This window comes from Desulfovibrio psychrotolerans (assembly GCF_013340305.1).
Lineage (GTDB): Bacteria > Desulfobacterota > Desulfovibrionia > Desulfovibrionales > Desulfovibrionaceae > Halodesulfovibrio > Halodesulfovibrio psychrotolerans.
Genome location: NZ_BLVP01000008.1, coordinates 49,437 through 65,241, shown reverse-complemented (window position 1 = coordinate 65,241; position 15,805 = coordinate 49,437). Strand labels below are relative to the sequence as shown.

Genomic DNA, 15,805 nt, shown 5'->3' with positions numbered 1-15,805 from the left:
GGCCGTAATGCCCCCCGGATGCCCCCCAGATGCCCCCCGGAGCCGGGGCACAGCATGGCTTCAGCCCGCCACGCCTGCAACCTGACATGTCTGCATGCGGCATACCTTCATACGGCAAGCTTCTTGCGGCCAAAGGCATGGCCAATGCCGGGATTCTGATGCCGGAGCAAGGGTCCTGCGCAGACATGCGCAACGGCAGCCTGCGTTACGCAGGTGCCGTTTAAGACATTCCGCTATCCCACCGCGTGACGTTTAATCTCCATGCCGCGCTCAAGCGCAAGGGCGCGCAATTCCGCTGCGGAATGCAGCCCCAGCTTCTGCATGAGGTTGGAACGGTGCTTTTCCACGGTCTTTACGCTCACCACAAGCATATCCGCTATTTCGCGGTTCTTATATCCTTCAGAAATAAGCTGAAATATCTCCTGCTCCCGGGCGGTGAGCTGCGACCATTCGTTCACGGATTCCGACGAGGCTCCTCCGACCAGATAGCCGCGCACCACGTCTGCCGCAATGCCCGGAGAAAGGTAGGCTTTTCCCCCCAGCACACTTTGTATGGCCAGTGAAAATTCCTCATTGGTGGCGTCTTTGAGCATGTATCCGTCCGCCCCGGCGGAAAGGGCGGAATAGACATATTCGTTGGCACCATGCACGGTCAGCACCAGCACCCGAACATGGGGATTACGCCGTTTGATGGCCTTGGTCGCCTTTAATCCGTCCATGCGCGGCATGGACAGGTCCATGATGACCATGTCCGGCTTGCACCGCTCACAGATATCCACAGCCATCTGCCCGTCACTTGCCTCTCCCACCACCTGCACATTCGGCAACGACTGCAACAGGGATTTCAATCCTTCGCGCAGCAGGGTGTGGTCCTCGGCTATGACAATGGAATACTTTTCGGCCATCTGTTCCTTCCGCATGCGGCAGCTACAACACTGCGCCACTGCATTGCTTTTCCGGTTCCTCCGGGCAAATCCCGGTGGCTACATACTGTATGCAGAGTCCTGAAAAAACCCTACCACAGAAATACGGTGTGTCTCAATCCAAAAATACAGTCTGCCCCTGATTTACGATTCTGCCCCCTTTATGGTCTATTCTGGTCCAAGCTGGAAAGGCTCTCTTTCCGACCACAAGGGTGTGAAGAGTGCAACCTGTATCGTGAATGGAGGTGGAGACATGAGAGAAACCGTTACGCGCGTCACTCAGAACATGGTCCTTGGTGCCCGTCAGTCCAAATGGGTCGCTGAACAGATAGGCAAGCCCTACCCGACCATGATGCGGGAACTGAACCCTTATGATCAATCCGCCAAACTCGGTGCCGACACGCTGCTTGAAATAATGCGCGTGACCAAGGACATATCTGCCCTTGAGTTCATGGCGCGCGAGTTGGGCTACAACCTTACCCCTTCGGATTCCCGCAGGGCATCCGGCCGGGGGGATGATTAGCCGACCAGAGTGCGGGCGCACACCCCCTTTGCGCAGAAATGTTCGGCGCAACCCTGCCCTGCCGGAGCGTAGTGCCGCCCCGGAAGCGTGCCGCACGCTCCGGTGGCGGCATTGTTTCGCAGGGCTGGTTCCCTGCCGCGCAAGCCGCAGCCTCGGCGTTGCGCCTCCCGTCCGTCACCACAGGGGAACGCACATGAAGTCTTTATTGCAATCCCGCTCACCGGCACCGGGGCGCGCCCCGGGCAGCCAACAGGGCGAATCCACCCGCGCCGCGTCACCGCCCGATGCTTCAGGCGGCGCAGCAAGCGGAAGGCACGCACGCCATGCAACGCACAATGCAGGATGCGGATGCCCCGTTACGCCCGATGCACCACACGCGCCGCACCTGCTTTCCGCCGTTGCGGGGGAACGTACCGTGCCACCCTCGCTGCACGCCCAACGGTATGCGGAAGGGCTGGTACGCCTGCACCGGCTGGAGAGGCAGCGGGCAGATGACCTGGATTCCGGTGCCCGCATGCAGGAACGCTTCCTTACCTCCGCCCACGCGGTGGAAGCCATGCTCGGCCCGCACGGCTATGAGGCCGCCATTCTTCACCATACTCCGCACCCTGTCCGCAGCGACTTTCTGTGCTCCAGAACAGAAGAAGACGGCGCAGTCTCGCTGCTGCTGGCGGATACGGCAGGCCACGGCCTTTCTGCCGCCCTGCTTTCCATACGCATTGCCGCCCTTATGCAGACGGTGCCGTCTGTGGGCTCTCCCGGCGACTTCCTTGAACTTGTGCATGATGACATCAGCGGACTCACCTCTTCCGGCAGGTTTGTCACCGCCGCCTGTGCCGGGCTGCGGCAGGGCAGCGCAACCTTTGCCAACGCGGGGCTGCCCCTGCCCGTGCACATCCGGGACGGCGCCGTGCACGAGATAAACACTTCGGGCATTCCGCTGGGGCTGCCCCTCGGAGCAGGGCACTACCGGGAGGCAACAGTGGATATGGAACCGGGCGACAGGCTTGTTCTTTATACAGACGGCGTAACGGAGGCAGAAAACCCCGCCGGGGACAAACTGCCCCATGCCCTGTGGATGGACTGGATGCAACGGTTCGCAGCCGGGGATGTGCAGCACATGCTGCACCACGTTATGGATGCCCTGCGGCGGTTCATGGGCAGCACCCCCGCCCGCACCGACCTGTCCATTATCATTCTGGAACGCCGGTTCTGAAGGTGCTGGACGCTCTGCAACACTGCGCCTTCTTGATTGTCTGGGCAAAATAGCGCACATTCCCGACCGGGGATGTGCTGAAGCAATTCCCCTGCCCCGGCAGCACCCCGCAGGCGACAGCCTGCTTCCTTTTATCACCTGACGCACCGATCTTGCCGGACGTTCTGATCTTGATCTTACCGGACGCGCTGATCTTACCGGATGCGCTGCTCTTACCGGATGCGCTGCCCTTACCGAACGCGCTGATCTTACCGGACGGCCAAACACATTGGACCCACGCCATGCCCACCGACACGCCCCCCGACCATTGCCCCCCGCCGGACGCCCTTGCCAGCGCAACGGTTCCGCCGTCCATGCACGGGCAGCGGCTGGATGCCGCGCTAGTTCTCCTGCTGCCCCACACGGGCGTACGCCACAGGCGCAGGCTGTTTGAGACGCATACCGTGCTGGTGAACGGAAAACCCGGCTCCAAAGGAAGAACCGTGCAGGCAGGCGATGTGCTCTCGCTCTCTCCCCGGAAGGAGCAGATGCGCTGCGCCCCCTCTTCCTCTTTCACAGGCGGAGGGGACGAGAGGGACGGGCGAGACGTCCTTATGGCCGATTCGGTGCAGCAGAAGGTACGTATTGTGCGGGAACACGCGGGATATGCCGCCGTGTTCAAACCGGGCTGCATGCACAGTGCGCGCATTGCGGGCAGTGCCCCGGACGTGCCCGCAGCGTTCCAAGCCGCGCCGTCGCTTGAAGACCTGCTGCCGCAGCTTTTTCCTGACAAAGGCGCAGAGAACACCCCCATGCTGGTGAACCGTCTGGATTATCTCACATCCGGCATGGTGATCGTGGCCTTTGGCAACGAACGGCTGGAGACGTTCCGCCGCATGGAGAATGAGGGATTGGTGGAAAAACTCTATCTTGCGGTGGTGCACGGCACTGTTTCCGCCCCGTTGCACCTTGCACAGGGGCTGGATATGGCCCGCCGCAGGCAGACCCGCGTGCTGGAGCAGGAATCTGATGACCCGCTGCGCCATACCGGCGTGCTGCCCGTGCGCCCTGTTACGCCGCTCTCTCAGGTACAGCCGGAAGCAGCGTGCCCGCAGGACGGACGAGTGAACACGCCCGCCGACTGCACGCTGGTACTGGCTTCCATCCGCAAGGGCGCGCGGCATCAGATACGGGCACACCTTGCTCATGCGGGTTTTCCCATTGTGGGCGACCCGCTGTACGGCGTGCCCGCTCCGCAACCCGGCCATTGCACCCGGAACGGGACTGCGGACGGAGAACAGACCCCGTCCCACTCCTCCATCCTCTACCTGCACCATCACCACATAGAGTTCGGAGAATTCTGCGCCACCTGCCCGCCTCCCTGGGACGAATGGGCGGAGTGGGAGCCTGCGGAACGGTAAAAATGTCCGGCCTGTTTGCAACAGTTTCCGGCTACTGCCGCCTCCCCCTGACAGGCGCGGGCAAACGGCCTAATCCCCGCCCGCCTTGCCCGAAGGAGCACCGGCAGTGTTCTGCCTCTGGCCGTGTGCGGCGGAGTCTTTTTCCGTTACGGGCAAACCGGCCTTGTCCGCCAGCCAGCCTATCTGGCGGCACACGCCCATAAGCATGGCGAACTCGTGCCGCCGCAGGGCCATTTTCTGCAAAAAGCGGCGTACCGGCAGCATGAAGTAGTCCGGGTTGTCCTTGCGCAAAAAGTCTATGCGCATCAGCGTGTCGCGCAGGGTGCGGATTACGGTCTCCTGCTCGGCATGGGTACACAGGGGTGAAGGGGCACCGCTTGTACCGGGAACCAGAGGGGTGCGCACGCCATGCTTGAAGCATTCGTACAGCACAATGAGCACGGCCTGCGCCAGATTCAGGGAACTGGCCTCCGGATTCACGGGGATGGTCAGCAACTGCGTGCATATCTCCGTTTCCTCATTGGTCAGGCCCTTGTCTTCCGGGCCGAACACCACCGCCACGCGCGCGCCCTCTCCTATCTGTCCGGTGATGAGCGGAGCCGCCTTTTCCGGCGAAAGGATTTCGCGCCGCCAGCCGCCCGTGCGTGCCGTAGTGCCGTATACATGATGGAAACCGGAAAGCGCGGTGGCAAGGTCATCCTCCACACGGATGGAGCGGGCCAGTTCAGCCCCCTTGGGGGTTGCCAGCGCGAGGATTCTTTCATCGTCCCACCGCTCGGGGCGCACCACTACCAGTTCGCGCACTCCCATGTTCACGCAGGCGCGCACCGCCATGCCGATATTTTCCGGGAAACGGGGTTTTACCAGCACTACGGCAAGATCATTCAACATTGTCCCTACTGCCCTGTTGGATGTTGGAAGAGAAGAAGAGTAAAAAAGGCCCCGCAGGGCCGGAAAAACGCATCGGGTGCCACTGCCTGGATTCAGGCCCAGATATGTGATGCGCCGAGCACCAGCAGGCACACCCCTATGCCGAACTTGACCCCCATGCCCAGAAACTTGCCGAAGAACGCGCCCTTGGCAGACTGCACCGCCACATCAAAGGGCCTGCCCTGCGCAATCTCCACGATCAGGCAGCCGCCAAAGGCTCCGAGCAGTGCTCCGCCCAGCGCACCCAGCCCGAAAAAAAACGGCGCCCCCATGATTGCTCCGGCGATGGCTCCCACTATGCCGCCCACGTTCCCTTTGCCGGTACTTCCGTAGCGTTTGGCACCCAGCATCTGCACGCCGAACTCAAGCAGTTCACCCAGCAGCGCAAGCCCGCCCGCGATGATGAAGAAGGTGCTGTCCATGCCTGTAGCCTGCGCGGGATACATGAACCGCCACAGGGCCAATATGCCCAGCACCACCCAGTTTGCGGGCAGGGAAAAGAGGTGCAGACCCAAAGAAAGGGCCATCACCATGATGAATACGGACCCGATAAGCAGTTCCACACACGCCCCTGCATGGTTGTTGAAAAACAGTACGCACCGGCGGGTGCCTTACAAGCGGCATCAGGACTCGCGGCTGTCCACCACGCGCTGCGCCTTGCCTTCAGCCTTGGGCAGGCCGTTATTCTGCACAAGGTCCACGCGGGGCGTAATGAGCACCTCGTCACGCAGCTTGTTGGTGATGCGCTTCTGCAAGTCGCGCAGCACGCGCATGTCTTCCACGAAATGCTCTTCCTTTATCTCCACCTTCACGCGGATCTGATCCAGATAATTCTCGCGCTCCAGCACGATCTGATAATTCTCGCCCACTTCGGGGAAGCTCATGAGAATCTGCTCCACCTGCATGGGGTAGATGTTCACACCCTTGATGATAAGCATGTCGTCCGCACGGCCCAGAATGCGGTCTATACGGCGGTGGTGTCTGCCGCAGGCGCATTCGCCGGGGATGAACCGGGTAAGGTCCTTGGTGCGATAGCGCAGAATGGGCATTCCCTGACGGCACAGCGTGGTCATGACCAGTTCGCCCACCTCGCCCTCTGCCACAGGCTCCAGCGTGTCCGGGTCCACAATTTCCGCGATGAAGGCGTCTTCCCACACATGCATGCCTGCCTGCTGCACGCACTCAAAGGCCACGCCCGGCCCGTTCATCTCTGACAGGCCGTAAGAGTTGTACGCCTTTACGTCCAGCAGTTCCTCAATGCGCTTGCGGGTTTCCTCTGTGTGCGGTTCCGCGCCGATAAGGGCGATGCGCAGGGCCAGATTCTTCGCATCCTCGCCGCTGTCGCGGAGTGCCGCGCCGAAATAAAGCGCGTAGGAGGGAATGATGTGCGCCACCGTGGTGCGGAAGTCGCGCATTATCTTGAGCTGCCGGGTGGTGTTGCCCGGTCCTGCGGGAATGGTCAGGCACCCCAGCCGCTCCGCTCCGTAATGCAGGCCCAAGCCGCCCGTGAACAGGCCGTAGCCCGTGATATTCTGAAAAACATCCTCCCGCCGCACGCCCACCATGTGCATACAGCGGGCCATAAGGTCCGCCCACAGATTCAGGTCGTTCTGCGTGTAATGGATAACCGTGGGCGACCCGGTGGTGCCGCTGGAGGCATGCATGCGCACCATTTCGCATTGGGGCAGCGTGTTCAGCCCGTCGGGATACTGGGAGCGCAGGTCGTCTTTGGTGGTACAGGGAATACGCCGCACATCGTCCAGCGATTTCAGCGTTTCCGGCGCAATGCCTGCCTCCTTGAGGCGCTTTGCGTAAAAGGGCGAGCGCATGGCCTGTCCCACCACATTGCGCAGGCGCACCAACTGCGCGCGCTCAATCTCTTCACGACTCCAGAACTCTGCCCTGTCAAAACATTCCATGGAAAATCCTCTTGTTGCGCTATAAAGATGCAAAGAAAGAAAGTTTCTCCCGCGCGCCCCGCAATGTCAATCAATGCACAGCTACAGCCGATTACGGCCAGCCCTTATGAACGCTCTGCCCCGCCGCAGCCCTTGAGCAACCCGAAGCAGCCCGCCAGCATCATATCGCCGCCCGGAGCGATGAACTGTCCCTGCCCGCGCAGCATCTCGCGGCGGGGTCCGAGAATATAGGCAGGCCGGAACCCTTCTGCCTCTTCCGGCAGGGGCAGGTACATACAGCCATGCCCGCCGGATTCGCGCACCATGTCATCGGTGAGCCACCCCCGGCGGAATTCGGTGAGGTCTTCCGCGAGCTTCTCTGGCGAGAGCATGCCCGTATGGTGTTCATACACGCCCAGCACGCGCTCCTTGTACACCAAAAACGCCACCAGATGGCTGTTGCCCGCGTTCACCACCAGCACTCCTTCGCGATAGCTCCGGGCTACAATGTCCGGCATAAACAGCGCGCCGAGCAGCGCGGCAGCGGCAGAATCCGCCACTGGTCCGCCGCCTGTCGCTTTCTGGATGGCGGCAAGGCGCGTCATGGGTTCCGGAGCCACCTCGTAAACCAACGCGGCGGGATCGCCTTCGTACCTGGTGAGCAGGTCGCGCCACAACATGAACCGCCCCACCCGGTTGCCGCCGGAGAGGATATCCGGGTGGTAGCCGTGGTCCTGTGCCGCCGCGACCACCTGATCCGGATAGGCAAGCCCGCACATGCCCAGAAAGGCACTCCACCAGCCTGCGTCATAATCCGCCAGCGCAACGGGGGAATATCCGCCCGGGCACCTTTCCTCTATGGTGAATCCCCACCGGCGAACGGTATCGGGATTATCATGCAGCGCAAAAGCCGCCTCCGGGTGCACCGCCACCTGCAATCCCGCCTCCAGGTGCTTCTTCAGCGCGCCGAAAAAACCACCGCCCATGTTGCTGCCGTGCAGGTACACCGATGCCCCCTGCCGCGTCAGGGCTTCCACCCGTTGCGCCACCAGCCGCGCAGGGGCCGGCAGGACGAACTTGGGGCAGTTTTCCAGTTCCCTTCCGGGCGTGTAGTACAGAACATCCTGAGTGCCGCTGCCGATATCCAGCAGCAATATGGAACGGGGCATGGGGGTAATCCTCGTCATGGGCTGAAGCATGGTATGAAGCTCGCAAGGCTGATTCGCCATAGATTGTTTGTCGCGGAATTGTTACCGCGATCATGCCGTTTTGCAAAGCCCAAACAGCGTATGCACCACACACGGCCCTGTCGCAAAATGCCGCTTATCCAAAAAACTTCTTGCCAACGCCCCGCCCTTTTGCATATATATCGCCTCCGCGCTGACACGGAAAAAGTCAGCAGCATGGACCTTGCCGGGGTGGTGGAATTGGTAGACACGCTATCTTGAGGGGGTAGTGGGAGAAATCCCGTAAGGGTTCGAGTCCCTTCTTCGGCACCATGGAAAGATAAAAGGATTACAGCAACTGGCTGTAATCCTTTTTTTCGTTCCGCAGAGACAACAAAAGAGAACGACTGGTTCTTTTGAAATTGAAAGAAACGTCAACGTGCACAGAGACATGGACCACTTGTGCAGGAGATCCTTGAGTCAAAGCTCAACTCGTCCGCATGACGGGCGCAGGAGGCTAACGCCCCCTGCCGAAGTCCACATCCATATCCTTGGGGGCGGAAACCGTGACCGTGTGGGTGATGACCTGCTGCCCCCGCGGTGCCAGTTCCAGCTCCCATACGAAGGTGCGGTCCTCTGTTTTGCGCGGGGCAGGCTGCGAGGCCGTTTCCACACGGATATCCGTATGGCCGGGCTGCGGCTCCGGCTCCTCCACCACAAGGGCTACAGGGTGCGGGCGGTTGTTTTGCAGGGTGATATCCCAAGCCCATACCATGCTCTGCCTGCGGCCGATCACGCCCTTTTCGCCCCCCTGCTTGTCCAGCAGGCGCATGGTTGCCGTCACCAGCGGGTCTGCGCCGAAATACAGATCGGTCTCGCTGCCGGAAAGCCCGAATCCCCGCTTGCCCACCAGTGCCCCGTCCACAAGGAACATGGCCGTTCCGTGCGGCATTTCACGCGGTTCGGCAAGCGCCACCCGCGCCGTCAGATACGCCTTGTCATCGCTGGCGGGCCGCGCGGTATACACAAACGGCGTGGTCCACCATTCGGCCACCACAGGCAGCAGCATGCGCCTGCCCGCAGGCACCGTTCGCTCGCCCAGATCCCAGACGGCGTAGGTGCCCCGCTGCACCTGCACGGGGGCGGCATCCATTGCCTTCATCATGGGCGCGGCGCGCATGCCTGCACCTTCCATGGCGGCTTCTGCGCGGAGCAGCACCGGCTGCTGCTGCCCGATCAGCCACTCATGCAGATAGGGAGGATCCAAGGTGACAAAGCGTTCCATGGTGGCGAGGGCAATGCGGGCATTTTGCCAGTCCATGCCGGACGACTGCTCTATCTCCGCCTCAAAATTCATTGCCACCCTGCCCTCTCCGGGGCGGGCGTCGAAGCGGTACAAAGGCGTCCATCCGCTCCCGGCCAGCACGTAGCTATACCGCATGCCCACCGTTGCCGGAGCATCTGCAAGCACCGCCTGCACGGTCCATGTCTGCGCCTCGCCGCCTCTGGCACGCTCCAACTGCTCCTCAACACGCTTTACCGCCGCGTCCAGTTCCTGCTGCCTGCGACCGATGTCATACCGTGCGGCATGCAGGGAAGCCAGATGCCGCGCCATGGCCGCGTCCACCCTTTCCAGTTCCACCGCCGTCACTTCCGCCATGCCGGAATCTGACCACAGGGCAATACGCGCCTCGGTTGCCTGCAACTCACCCGTTACCAAGGCCCGTTCACGCGACAGGCGGTCCAGCTCGGCACGCAGGGCCACCACGGGCTCCTGCTCCTCTGCAGTTACCCGCTCCCAGCGAACGTCCGCAAGGGTGCCCTTATCCGGCACAAGACGCAGAGTTGCCGGGTCCGCCTGTGCGGGCAGGCTGATGACCACCCCCCGCTGTCCGTCAGAAAGGGGCCGCTGTTCCAGCGTCTGCACGCATTCCAGCAATGCCCTGTCGGGAAAGAGCGTGACGGCGGCAGGCGAAACAGGTGCAGAGCCGGATGTGCTGGCAACCGCATACGCAGGAAGCACCGCCGAGCACAGCACCGCCATAAGAGGCAACGCGCTCACAGCCGGGTATGATAGAAAAAAGGCGCGACCCGCTGCAACAGCACGACGGAACACGCGCAGGCATGAACTATGGAACATGGCAAACTCCTTGTATTCGGGAAAAAGAAACCGATTCCGCTCTGCAAAACCTTTCCGCCGCTGACCTGTGCAGCCTTACCGTTCAGACTCCTGCTCAGCCCCCGTTCAGGTTCACTGTTCAGGCTCCGCACCCGCAGGCAGACCGACGGATATATTCAGGGTTTGCAGAAAGAACGTATCACACAAGCTCGGTGTCGTCATGCGTATAGGCGGGAGAACAGCAGCACAGCACCACAAGAGGGGTATCGCCTGTGTTTATCAGGCAGTGCGGCACACCCGGTGCAATGCACACCGTGTCGCCTGCCGCAACCGGAAAGGTCCGGGGGCCCAGCGTCATCTCACCGTTGCCCGAGGTGAAGTGGTATATCTCCTCGGTGCGCCCGTGCACATGGGCAAGGGTGCGCCCCCCGGCGGGCACCTGCGCCTCTGCCAGCGATTGATGCGCATTGCCGTGCACTGCCGGGTGCATCAATTCCCGGATAACGGAACCGTCTTTGGTCACATAGGAAGGAACGGAAGCATAGCGCGTTTTCATGCCGCCTCGCAGAAAGCCCCCTGCGGTCCGTCGGACCGAGGGGGCTTGAAGGTTTGCATCAGAACATCTGTTTAAGCAGGTCTTCGCCGCTCTTTACGTCATCCTGCTCGCCCCGCCGGACGGGTTCGCCGGAAACAACAGAGGGCTGGCTGCCCTGCTTGAAGGGCAGAAAATAGGACTCCGAAGAGCCGGGACCGGCAATCTGCCCGGTTTTTCCGTCAATCTGCACCTGCACAATACCGGGCGGCACGGGAAAATCCATAGGCGGATACGTTTCTTCCACCGCCATGCGATAATCGCGCACAATGGGGGATGCGGCACGCGCGCCCGTTTCCCATTTACCCATGGGGGCCACCTGATCAAACCCCACGTAGGCGACCGTGACCAGATAAGGCGTAAAGCCCACAAACCATGCGTCCTGCTCATCGTTGGTGGTGCCGGTCTTGCCCGCTATGGGCCTGTTAAGCACCTTGAGCCGCTGCCCCGTTCCATCGCTGACCACCTCTTTCAGAATGCTGGACATGATGTAGGCGGTCTGCGGGCTCATGGCCTCATGCGGCTCGGACTGGAAGGTGGCTATGGAATCGCCCCATGCATCCTGAATGGACCTGATCATGCGGTGGTTTATCCATGTGCCGCCACGCGCGAACGACGTATAGGCTTCCGTCAGGTTGATGGGAGAAACAGCGGTTGCTCCCAGGCTTACCGAAAGGTTGTGAGGAAACGGCCCTTCCAGCCCCATGGCCTTGGCCCGCTCCGCAATGGCGGGAATGCCTATCTTCTGCGCCACGCGGATGGTGCACAGGTTGCGCGACTTGACCAGCGCGGTGCGGAACAGCGTGGGCCCGTAGAACACACCTTCAAAGTTCTCCGGACGCCATATCTGGGAAGTGGCGGCGTCCATGTACACGATGGGCGCATCCAGCAGCATGGAGGCGGCGGTGTAGCCGTTGTCCAGCGCAGTGGCATACACCACGGGCTTAAAGGCGGAACCGGGCTGCCGCTTGGCCTGCGTGGCGCGGTTGAACTGGCTGTCCGCAAAGGAATAGCCGCCCACAAGCGCCACCACATCGCCGTTTTCCGGCTCTATGGAAACCAGTGCGCCCTGCACCGCAGGGTACTGTTCCAGCGCCATGGGAAGAACATCCCCTTCTCCCAATGCCAGCGGGTTCCACCCGGACTTGGAGTCTTTGGGAACCGCCACGGATGCCCAGACCACATCACCCGCATTCAGCACCTGCCGCGCGTCCTTGATGGAGGGCACCTGATCGGTCGCCAGCTTCAGGTTATGCGGCCGGCACCAGCCCATGGTGGAAACCGGGATATATCCCTTGTAGCCGCCGATACGCACATTGGCCCCGGCAGCATCCACTGCGGTGACAAGCACTCTGTGCCACCGCCCGTCGGCCAGCGTTTCCGGTGCTACGCCGTTCTGTTCCAGATACGCCGCAAACTCTTCCTTGGGCACGGTGCGCAGCGGACCATCCCAGCCCCGTCTCTTGGAAGAATCCTCCAGCCCCTTGCGCAGAGCCTGCTCGGCGGCTGCCTGATGCTGCAGGTCCACGGCGGTATGAATATGCAGGCCGGATTCGTACACGGCATCCTCGCCGTAGCGGGGAAGGGTTATGCCCAGCTTCTGCATATTCTCTTCGCTGAGAAAATCGATGAGCCTGCGGCGCACTTCTTCAAGATACCATGAGCCCACGGTCCAGCTGGGATCATCCATGCTTTTGAACGCCAGTTCCTGCGCCAAAGCCTCGTCATGCTCCGCCTGCGTAATCCACTGCAGGCTCAGCATGCGTCCCAGCACATAGGTCTGCCGTGCCTTGGCAAATTCGAACTGGCGCAACGGGTTGTACTTGGAAGGCGACTGGGTAAGCCCCGCCATCATGGCGGATTCTGCAAGGGTTAACTCGCTGGAATGTTTTCCGAAGTACGTTCTCGCCGCAGCTTCCACGCCATACGCGCCCGCCCCCAGATATATCTGGTTCAGGTAGATGGTGAGGATCTCATCCTTGCTCAGGTAGCGTTCCAGCCGGTAGGCAAGGATGGCTTCCTTGATCTTGCGCTCGTACTTCTTTTCCGAGGTCAGCAGCAGTTGCTTGATGATCTGCTGCGTGATGGTGGAGCCGCCCTGCCGGATGCTTCCGGCCTGCATGTTGCGCACGAAGGCGCGGGCAATGGCCCGGAAGTCAATGCCGTCATGCCTGTAGAAGCTGTCGTCTTCTGCCGCCAGAAAACTCATGGGCAGGTAAGAGGCCATGTCGTTCAGAGAGACGAGAAACCGCTTTTCGCGGTAGAAATACCCCAGCACCGCGCCATCTCGCGCATATACGGTGGTCACCAGCGGGGGGCGGTAGTCCGCAATCTTGGTAAATCCGGGAAGGTCCTTGGAGGCCCACCAGTATATGCCGGAAAGTCCCAGCGCGCCCAAGGCAACGCACAGCATCATCATAATGATGCCATACAGGAAAAACTTCTTCATATTCCACTCTCTGCAGAGTAATCGTCTGTTTTCGCCCGCTGCACAATGCCGTTTTCGCGGGAATTTGTACCATCAATGCACACGCATAGCCCTTTACGGCTGCGGGAGCATGAGCATGTTCACGGCTTCGATGTTTCACGGCGGCGCAGGGGATACGCTTCCCACTGCCTGACCGGACATTTGCCGTGCAAGGTTCTATGCAGTCCTTTCGTTGCCCCTAGTAGTCCCTGAGCGCGAACAAGGCAACAGGAATCGAACACCTCTATCCGGCCACGTTTCCCGGCACGATGCTGTCGCGACCGGCACCGGGCGGACATAACGAAGCAGGGGGGATAGTGCCATTCGCCTTACTTTCCGCAATCTCCCTCGTCCGGTTCCAGCCCCCATGCCAGCAACAGCCTGCCGAAGATATGGCGCACTTCTTTTGCCGACACGCCGAGCAGGGCAAGAGATTCCGGCACGGTGGCGGTTTCCCGGCACACCAGACACCCCGATGCGGTGAACATGGTCAGCATTTCTCCGCGTACCCAGAAGGGAAACAGCAGGCAGAACCACGGGCGCACCTCGCGGGGCAGGCGGCACCCGGCTGAAGTAAGAAACACGCACTGCCCCCGTGCATCGGAAGCCAGCCGCAGATGGGTTCCCTGAGGCGGGAAGAGTTCCTCCACCCGCTTTTCCCGCAGGGGAAACAGACGGCGCATGGTATCCAGAAACGGACGGGTGTTGCGCTGCTCGGCAAATCCACCCTCTTCCCGGCAGTAGTCCACTATCCGCGACCATTCGGAGCGGGAGAGCGGAAAGCAGAACTCCTCGTTTCCCGGCTCCACATAACAGCAGGTGGGCCCCTGCGTGGCGCAGCGGGCGCAGACGTGGGGGTCGCCTCCGGTGTGCGGCTGGCTCACATCAATACACTCCGAAGCTCTGGCGCGGCCAGTGCCCGTTAAAATTACGCAGGGTCACTATGTAGAAGGTACGCCCCTTCCTGCCCCTGTGCGTTGTCTCATACCTGATATACGAGGATTCCTCAAACATCGCCGCAAGGCCGGGCGGCACGGGCGGATTCTCCTTGCCCACGTACACGGCGTCCCAGCCCACCTTGTCCTGCGGTCCGGGCCACAGGTCGTACTGACTCATGCGGCGGCCGAAATCCACGCAATACGTATATGGCTTCCCCGGCGCGTAATACGCCAGAGAGGCCGTTACATCGTAGGCACTGGAAAAAAAGAACACCTTGTCCGGGTCCGGCAGGCTGCGCTGCACCTCGCCCAGCTTGTTGCCCAGATCGTGCCAGCCCATGAGCCGCACCGCCGGGTTAAGCTTTTCCGGCAGAGGCAGATAGGTAAGACCATGCACCAGCAGAAAAACGGCCATGCCAAGCCCCACCCAGACCGGACGCCACGCAAACCGCCTGCCCCGCGCCGTAACCGCCGCACGCCGGACCATGAGCGTTCCCCTGTCTACCGCCATGGCGGCAAGGATAATTCCCGCCACATAGCTCATGGCCGACCAGTTGGGGTAGATGCGGGTATGGAAGCTCCAGACAATGAAAAACAGCCACAGCATCCAGAACCCGGCCGCCAGCAGCAGGCTGCGACGCACATGAGCCAGATCTTCGCGCACGGCCACAGGAGCCGAACCGCTCCGCCAGAAGGAAAGCGCGCGCCACGCCCCGGCCAGCATGAAGACAAACCACCACGGCGTGATAAGCCCCACCTGCGCCCCGAAATATTCCGGGAACCTGTCGAACCGGATAAGCGGCTTCGGTTTGGAAGAGGTTACCCCCGCCAGTGTTCCCACATGTTTGAAGCCCACCCAGTCATGCTGCATGTTCCAGATGAGAATGGGCACAAATCCTGCGGCGGCTCCCACAGCCATGGCCGTAAGCGCACGCAGGGCAAACCGCCGCGAGAGCATGCGGTGTCTGTACAGGCCCGCCATATACAGCACGGCCACGCCGAACATGGCCAGCATCATATATTTGGCCAGCAATCCCAGTGCCATGGAAACAGCCAGCAGCACATACGGCAGGGGCGCATCTTCACGCTCGCCCGCCCAGTAGAGCGAAAACAGCGCAACGGCCCAGCACAGCAGCAGGGGGCTGTCTGTGGTCATGAGTATGCCGGAAACCATGAACAGGGGCGTTGTGTTGGCGATAACCAGCGTCCAGAGCGCCACCGTGGGCATGCGCATGAGCCGCGCCACGCCGAAATAGAGCACCATCTGGGCAAGGCAGGAATGCAGCACCGCGCCGAAACGCACGCCGAGCCCTGTATCGCCGAACACGCCTGTCCACAGCTTGATAACCCACGCGATGAGCGGCCCCTTGGAGTAGTATGAAAGCTGCAACCTGCGGGTCCAGTCCCAGTACTGGGCCTCGTCCTGCACGAGGTCGAGCTGTTCGCTGGCCACAAACCACAGGCGCACGGCGGTGGTGAGAAATATGATGGCGGCGGCGACCAGTGCGGGTCTGCGCTGCCAGAGGGGAGCCTGTTGCAAAAAACACCTCACGGAGCATTTCCGGGGCCGGACCCCGATTTCTGAAACGAGTGCAGCTTAGCTTCTGCGCACGGCGGTGTCCAGAACGGCGGG

13 protein-coding genes and 1 tRNA gene are annotated in these 15,805 nt (G+C 61.3%); 4 read left to right on the top strand and 10 right to left on the bottom strand.

What is annotated here, in order from left to right; all coding sequences use genetic code 11:
- Positions 1-233: 233 nt before the first annotated feature.
- On the bottom strand, positions 234-905 hold the full coding sequence (locus HUV26_RS08085) for a response regulator (protein WP_174409616.1): 672 nt from the start codon (positions 903-905) through the stop codon (positions 234-236).
- 271 nt (positions 906-1,176) lie between these two features.
- On the opposite strand from HUV26_RS08085, the gene HUV26_RS08080 reads away from it, so the two are divergent.
- From HUV26_RS08080 to HUV26_RS08070, 3 genes are all read left to right on the top strand, one after another.
- Entirely contained in the window at positions 1,177-1,446 is a 270-nt protein-coding gene (locus HUV26_RS08080) for a phage regulatory CII family protein (protein WP_174409615.1), read from the top strand.
- A 193-nt stretch (positions 1,447-1,639) separates the two neighbouring features.
- Positions 1,640-2,662, top strand: coding sequence for a PP2C family protein-serine/threonine phosphatase (locus HUV26_RS08075; RefSeq protein WP_174409614.1), 1,023 nt, complete (start codon positions 1,640-1,642; stop codon positions 2,660-2,662).
- A 281-nt stretch (positions 2,663-2,943) separates the two neighbouring features.
- Positions 2,944-4,062, top strand: a complete 1,119-nt coding sequence (locus HUV26_RS08070) for a pseudouridine synthase family protein (protein WP_174409613.1) — start codon at positions 2,944-2,946, stop codon at positions 4,060-4,062.
- A 69-nt stretch (positions 4,063-4,131) separates the two neighbouring features.
- Here HUV26_RS08070 and HUV26_RS08065 read toward each other — a convergent pair whose 3' ends face one another.
- The 4 genes from HUV26_RS08065 to HUV26_RS08050 all read right to left on the bottom strand — a co-directional run bounded on the left by HUV26_RS08065 (position 4,132) and on the right by HUV26_RS08050 (position 8,059).
- Entirely contained in the window at positions 4,132-4,953 is an 822-nt protein-coding gene (locus HUV26_RS08065) for an RNA methyltransferase (protein ID WP_174409612.1), read from the bottom strand.
- Positions 4,954-5,045: 92 nt separating this feature from the next.
- Positions 5,046-5,555: a DUF456 domain-containing protein gene (locus tag HUV26_RS08060; protein ID WP_243451317.1), complete on the bottom strand. Its 510-nt coding sequence runs from the start codon at positions 5,553-5,555 to the stop codon at positions 5,046-5,048.
- A 60-nt stretch (positions 5,556-5,615) separates the two neighbouring features.
- On the bottom strand, positions 5,616-6,911 hold the full coding sequence (locus HUV26_RS08055) for a phenylacetate--CoA ligase family protein (protein WP_174409611.1): 1,296 nt from the start codon (positions 6,909-6,911) through the stop codon (positions 5,616-5,618).
- Between the two features lie 104 nt (positions 6,912-7,015).
- The gene (locus tag HUV26_RS08050) at positions 7,016-8,059 is read right to left on the bottom strand and encodes a DUF1786 domain-containing protein (protein ID WP_174409610.1); all 1,044 of its coding nucleotides are present in this window, start codon (positions 8,057-8,059) and stop codon (positions 7,016-7,018) included.
- A 243-nt stretch (positions 8,060-8,302) separates the two neighbouring features.
- Between HUV26_RS08050 and HUV26_RS08045 the strand changes: the two genes are divergently transcribed.
- Positions 8,303-8,389: transfer RNA gene (locus HUV26_RS08045), tRNA-Leu, on the top strand.
- 184 nt (positions 8,390-8,573) lie between these two features.
- Here the strand turns inward: HUV26_RS08045 and HUV26_RS08040 are convergent.
- The 5 genes from HUV26_RS08040 to HUV26_RS08020 all read right to left on the bottom strand — a co-directional run bounded on the left by HUV26_RS08040 (position 8,574) and on the right by HUV26_RS08020 (position 15,724).
- Complete coding sequence (locus HUV26_RS08040) at positions 8,574-10,196, bottom strand: DUF4139 domain-containing protein (protein ID WP_174409609.1); 1,623 nt, start codon at positions 10,194-10,196, stop codon at positions 8,574-8,576.
- Between the two features lie 178 nt (positions 10,197-10,374).
- Positions 10,375-10,731, bottom strand: coding sequence for a cupin domain-containing protein (locus HUV26_RS08035; RefSeq protein WP_174409608.1), 357 nt, complete (start codon positions 10,729-10,731; stop codon positions 10,375-10,377).
- Positions 10,732-10,789: 58 nt separating this feature from the next.
- Positions 10,790-13,216 (bottom strand): penicillin-binding protein 1A, encoded by a 2,427-nt coding sequence (locus HUV26_RS08030; RefSeq protein ID WP_174409607.1) that lies wholly within the window; start codon positions 13,214-13,216, stop codon positions 10,790-10,792.
- A 347-nt stretch (positions 13,217-13,563) separates the two neighbouring features.
- Entirely contained in the window at positions 13,564-14,118 is a 555-nt protein-coding gene (locus tag HUV26_RS08025; protein ID WP_243451316.1) for a zinc/iron-chelating domain-containing protein, read from the bottom strand.
- Position 14,119: 1 nt separating this feature from the next.
- Positions 14,120-15,724, bottom strand: a complete 1,605-nt coding sequence (locus HUV26_RS08020) for a glycosyltransferase family 39 protein (RefSeq protein ID WP_243451315.1) — start codon at positions 15,722-15,724, stop codon at positions 14,120-14,122.
- Positions 15,725-15,805 lie beyond the last annotated feature (81 nt).

Coding starts and splice junctions, on each gene's coding strand:
- HUV26_RS08055 (WP_174409611.1), bottom strand. CDS start 6,911: ATGGAATGTTTTGACAGGGCAGAGTTCTGGAGTCGTGAAGAGATTGAG.
- HUV26_RS08080 (WP_174409615.1), top strand. CDS start 1,177: ATGAGAGAAACCGTTACGCGCGTCACTCAGAACATGGTCCTTGGTGCC.
- HUV26_RS08085 (WP_174409616.1), bottom strand. CDS start 905: ATGGCCGAAAAGTATTCCATTGTCATAGCCGAGGACCACACCCTGCTG.
- HUV26_RS08040 (WP_174409609.1), bottom strand. CDS start 10,196: ATGTTCCATAGTTCATGCCTGCGCGTGTTCCGTCGTGCTGTTGCAGCG.
- HUV26_RS08065 (WP_174409612.1), bottom strand. CDS start 4,953: ATGTTGAATGATCTTGCCGTAGTGCTGGTAAAACCCCGTTTCCCGGAA.
- HUV26_RS08070 (WP_174409613.1), top strand. CDS start 2,944: ATGCCCACCGACACGCCCCCCGACCATTGCCCCCCGCCGGACGCCCTT.
- HUV26_RS08075 (WP_174409614.1), top strand. CDS start 1,640: ATGAAGTCTTTATTGCAATCCCGCTCACCGGCACCGGGGCGCGCCCCG.
- HUV26_RS08030 (WP_174409607.1), bottom strand. CDS start 13,216: ATGAAGAAGTTTTTCCTGTATGGCATCATTATGATGATGCTGTGCGTT.
- HUV26_RS08050 (WP_174409610.1), bottom strand. CDS start 8,059: ATGCCCCGTTCCATATTGCTGCTGGATATCGGCAGCGGCACTCAGGAT.
- HUV26_RS08035 (WP_174409608.1), bottom strand. CDS start 10,731: ATGAAAACGCGCTATGCTTCCGTTCCTTCCTATGTGACCAAAGACGGT.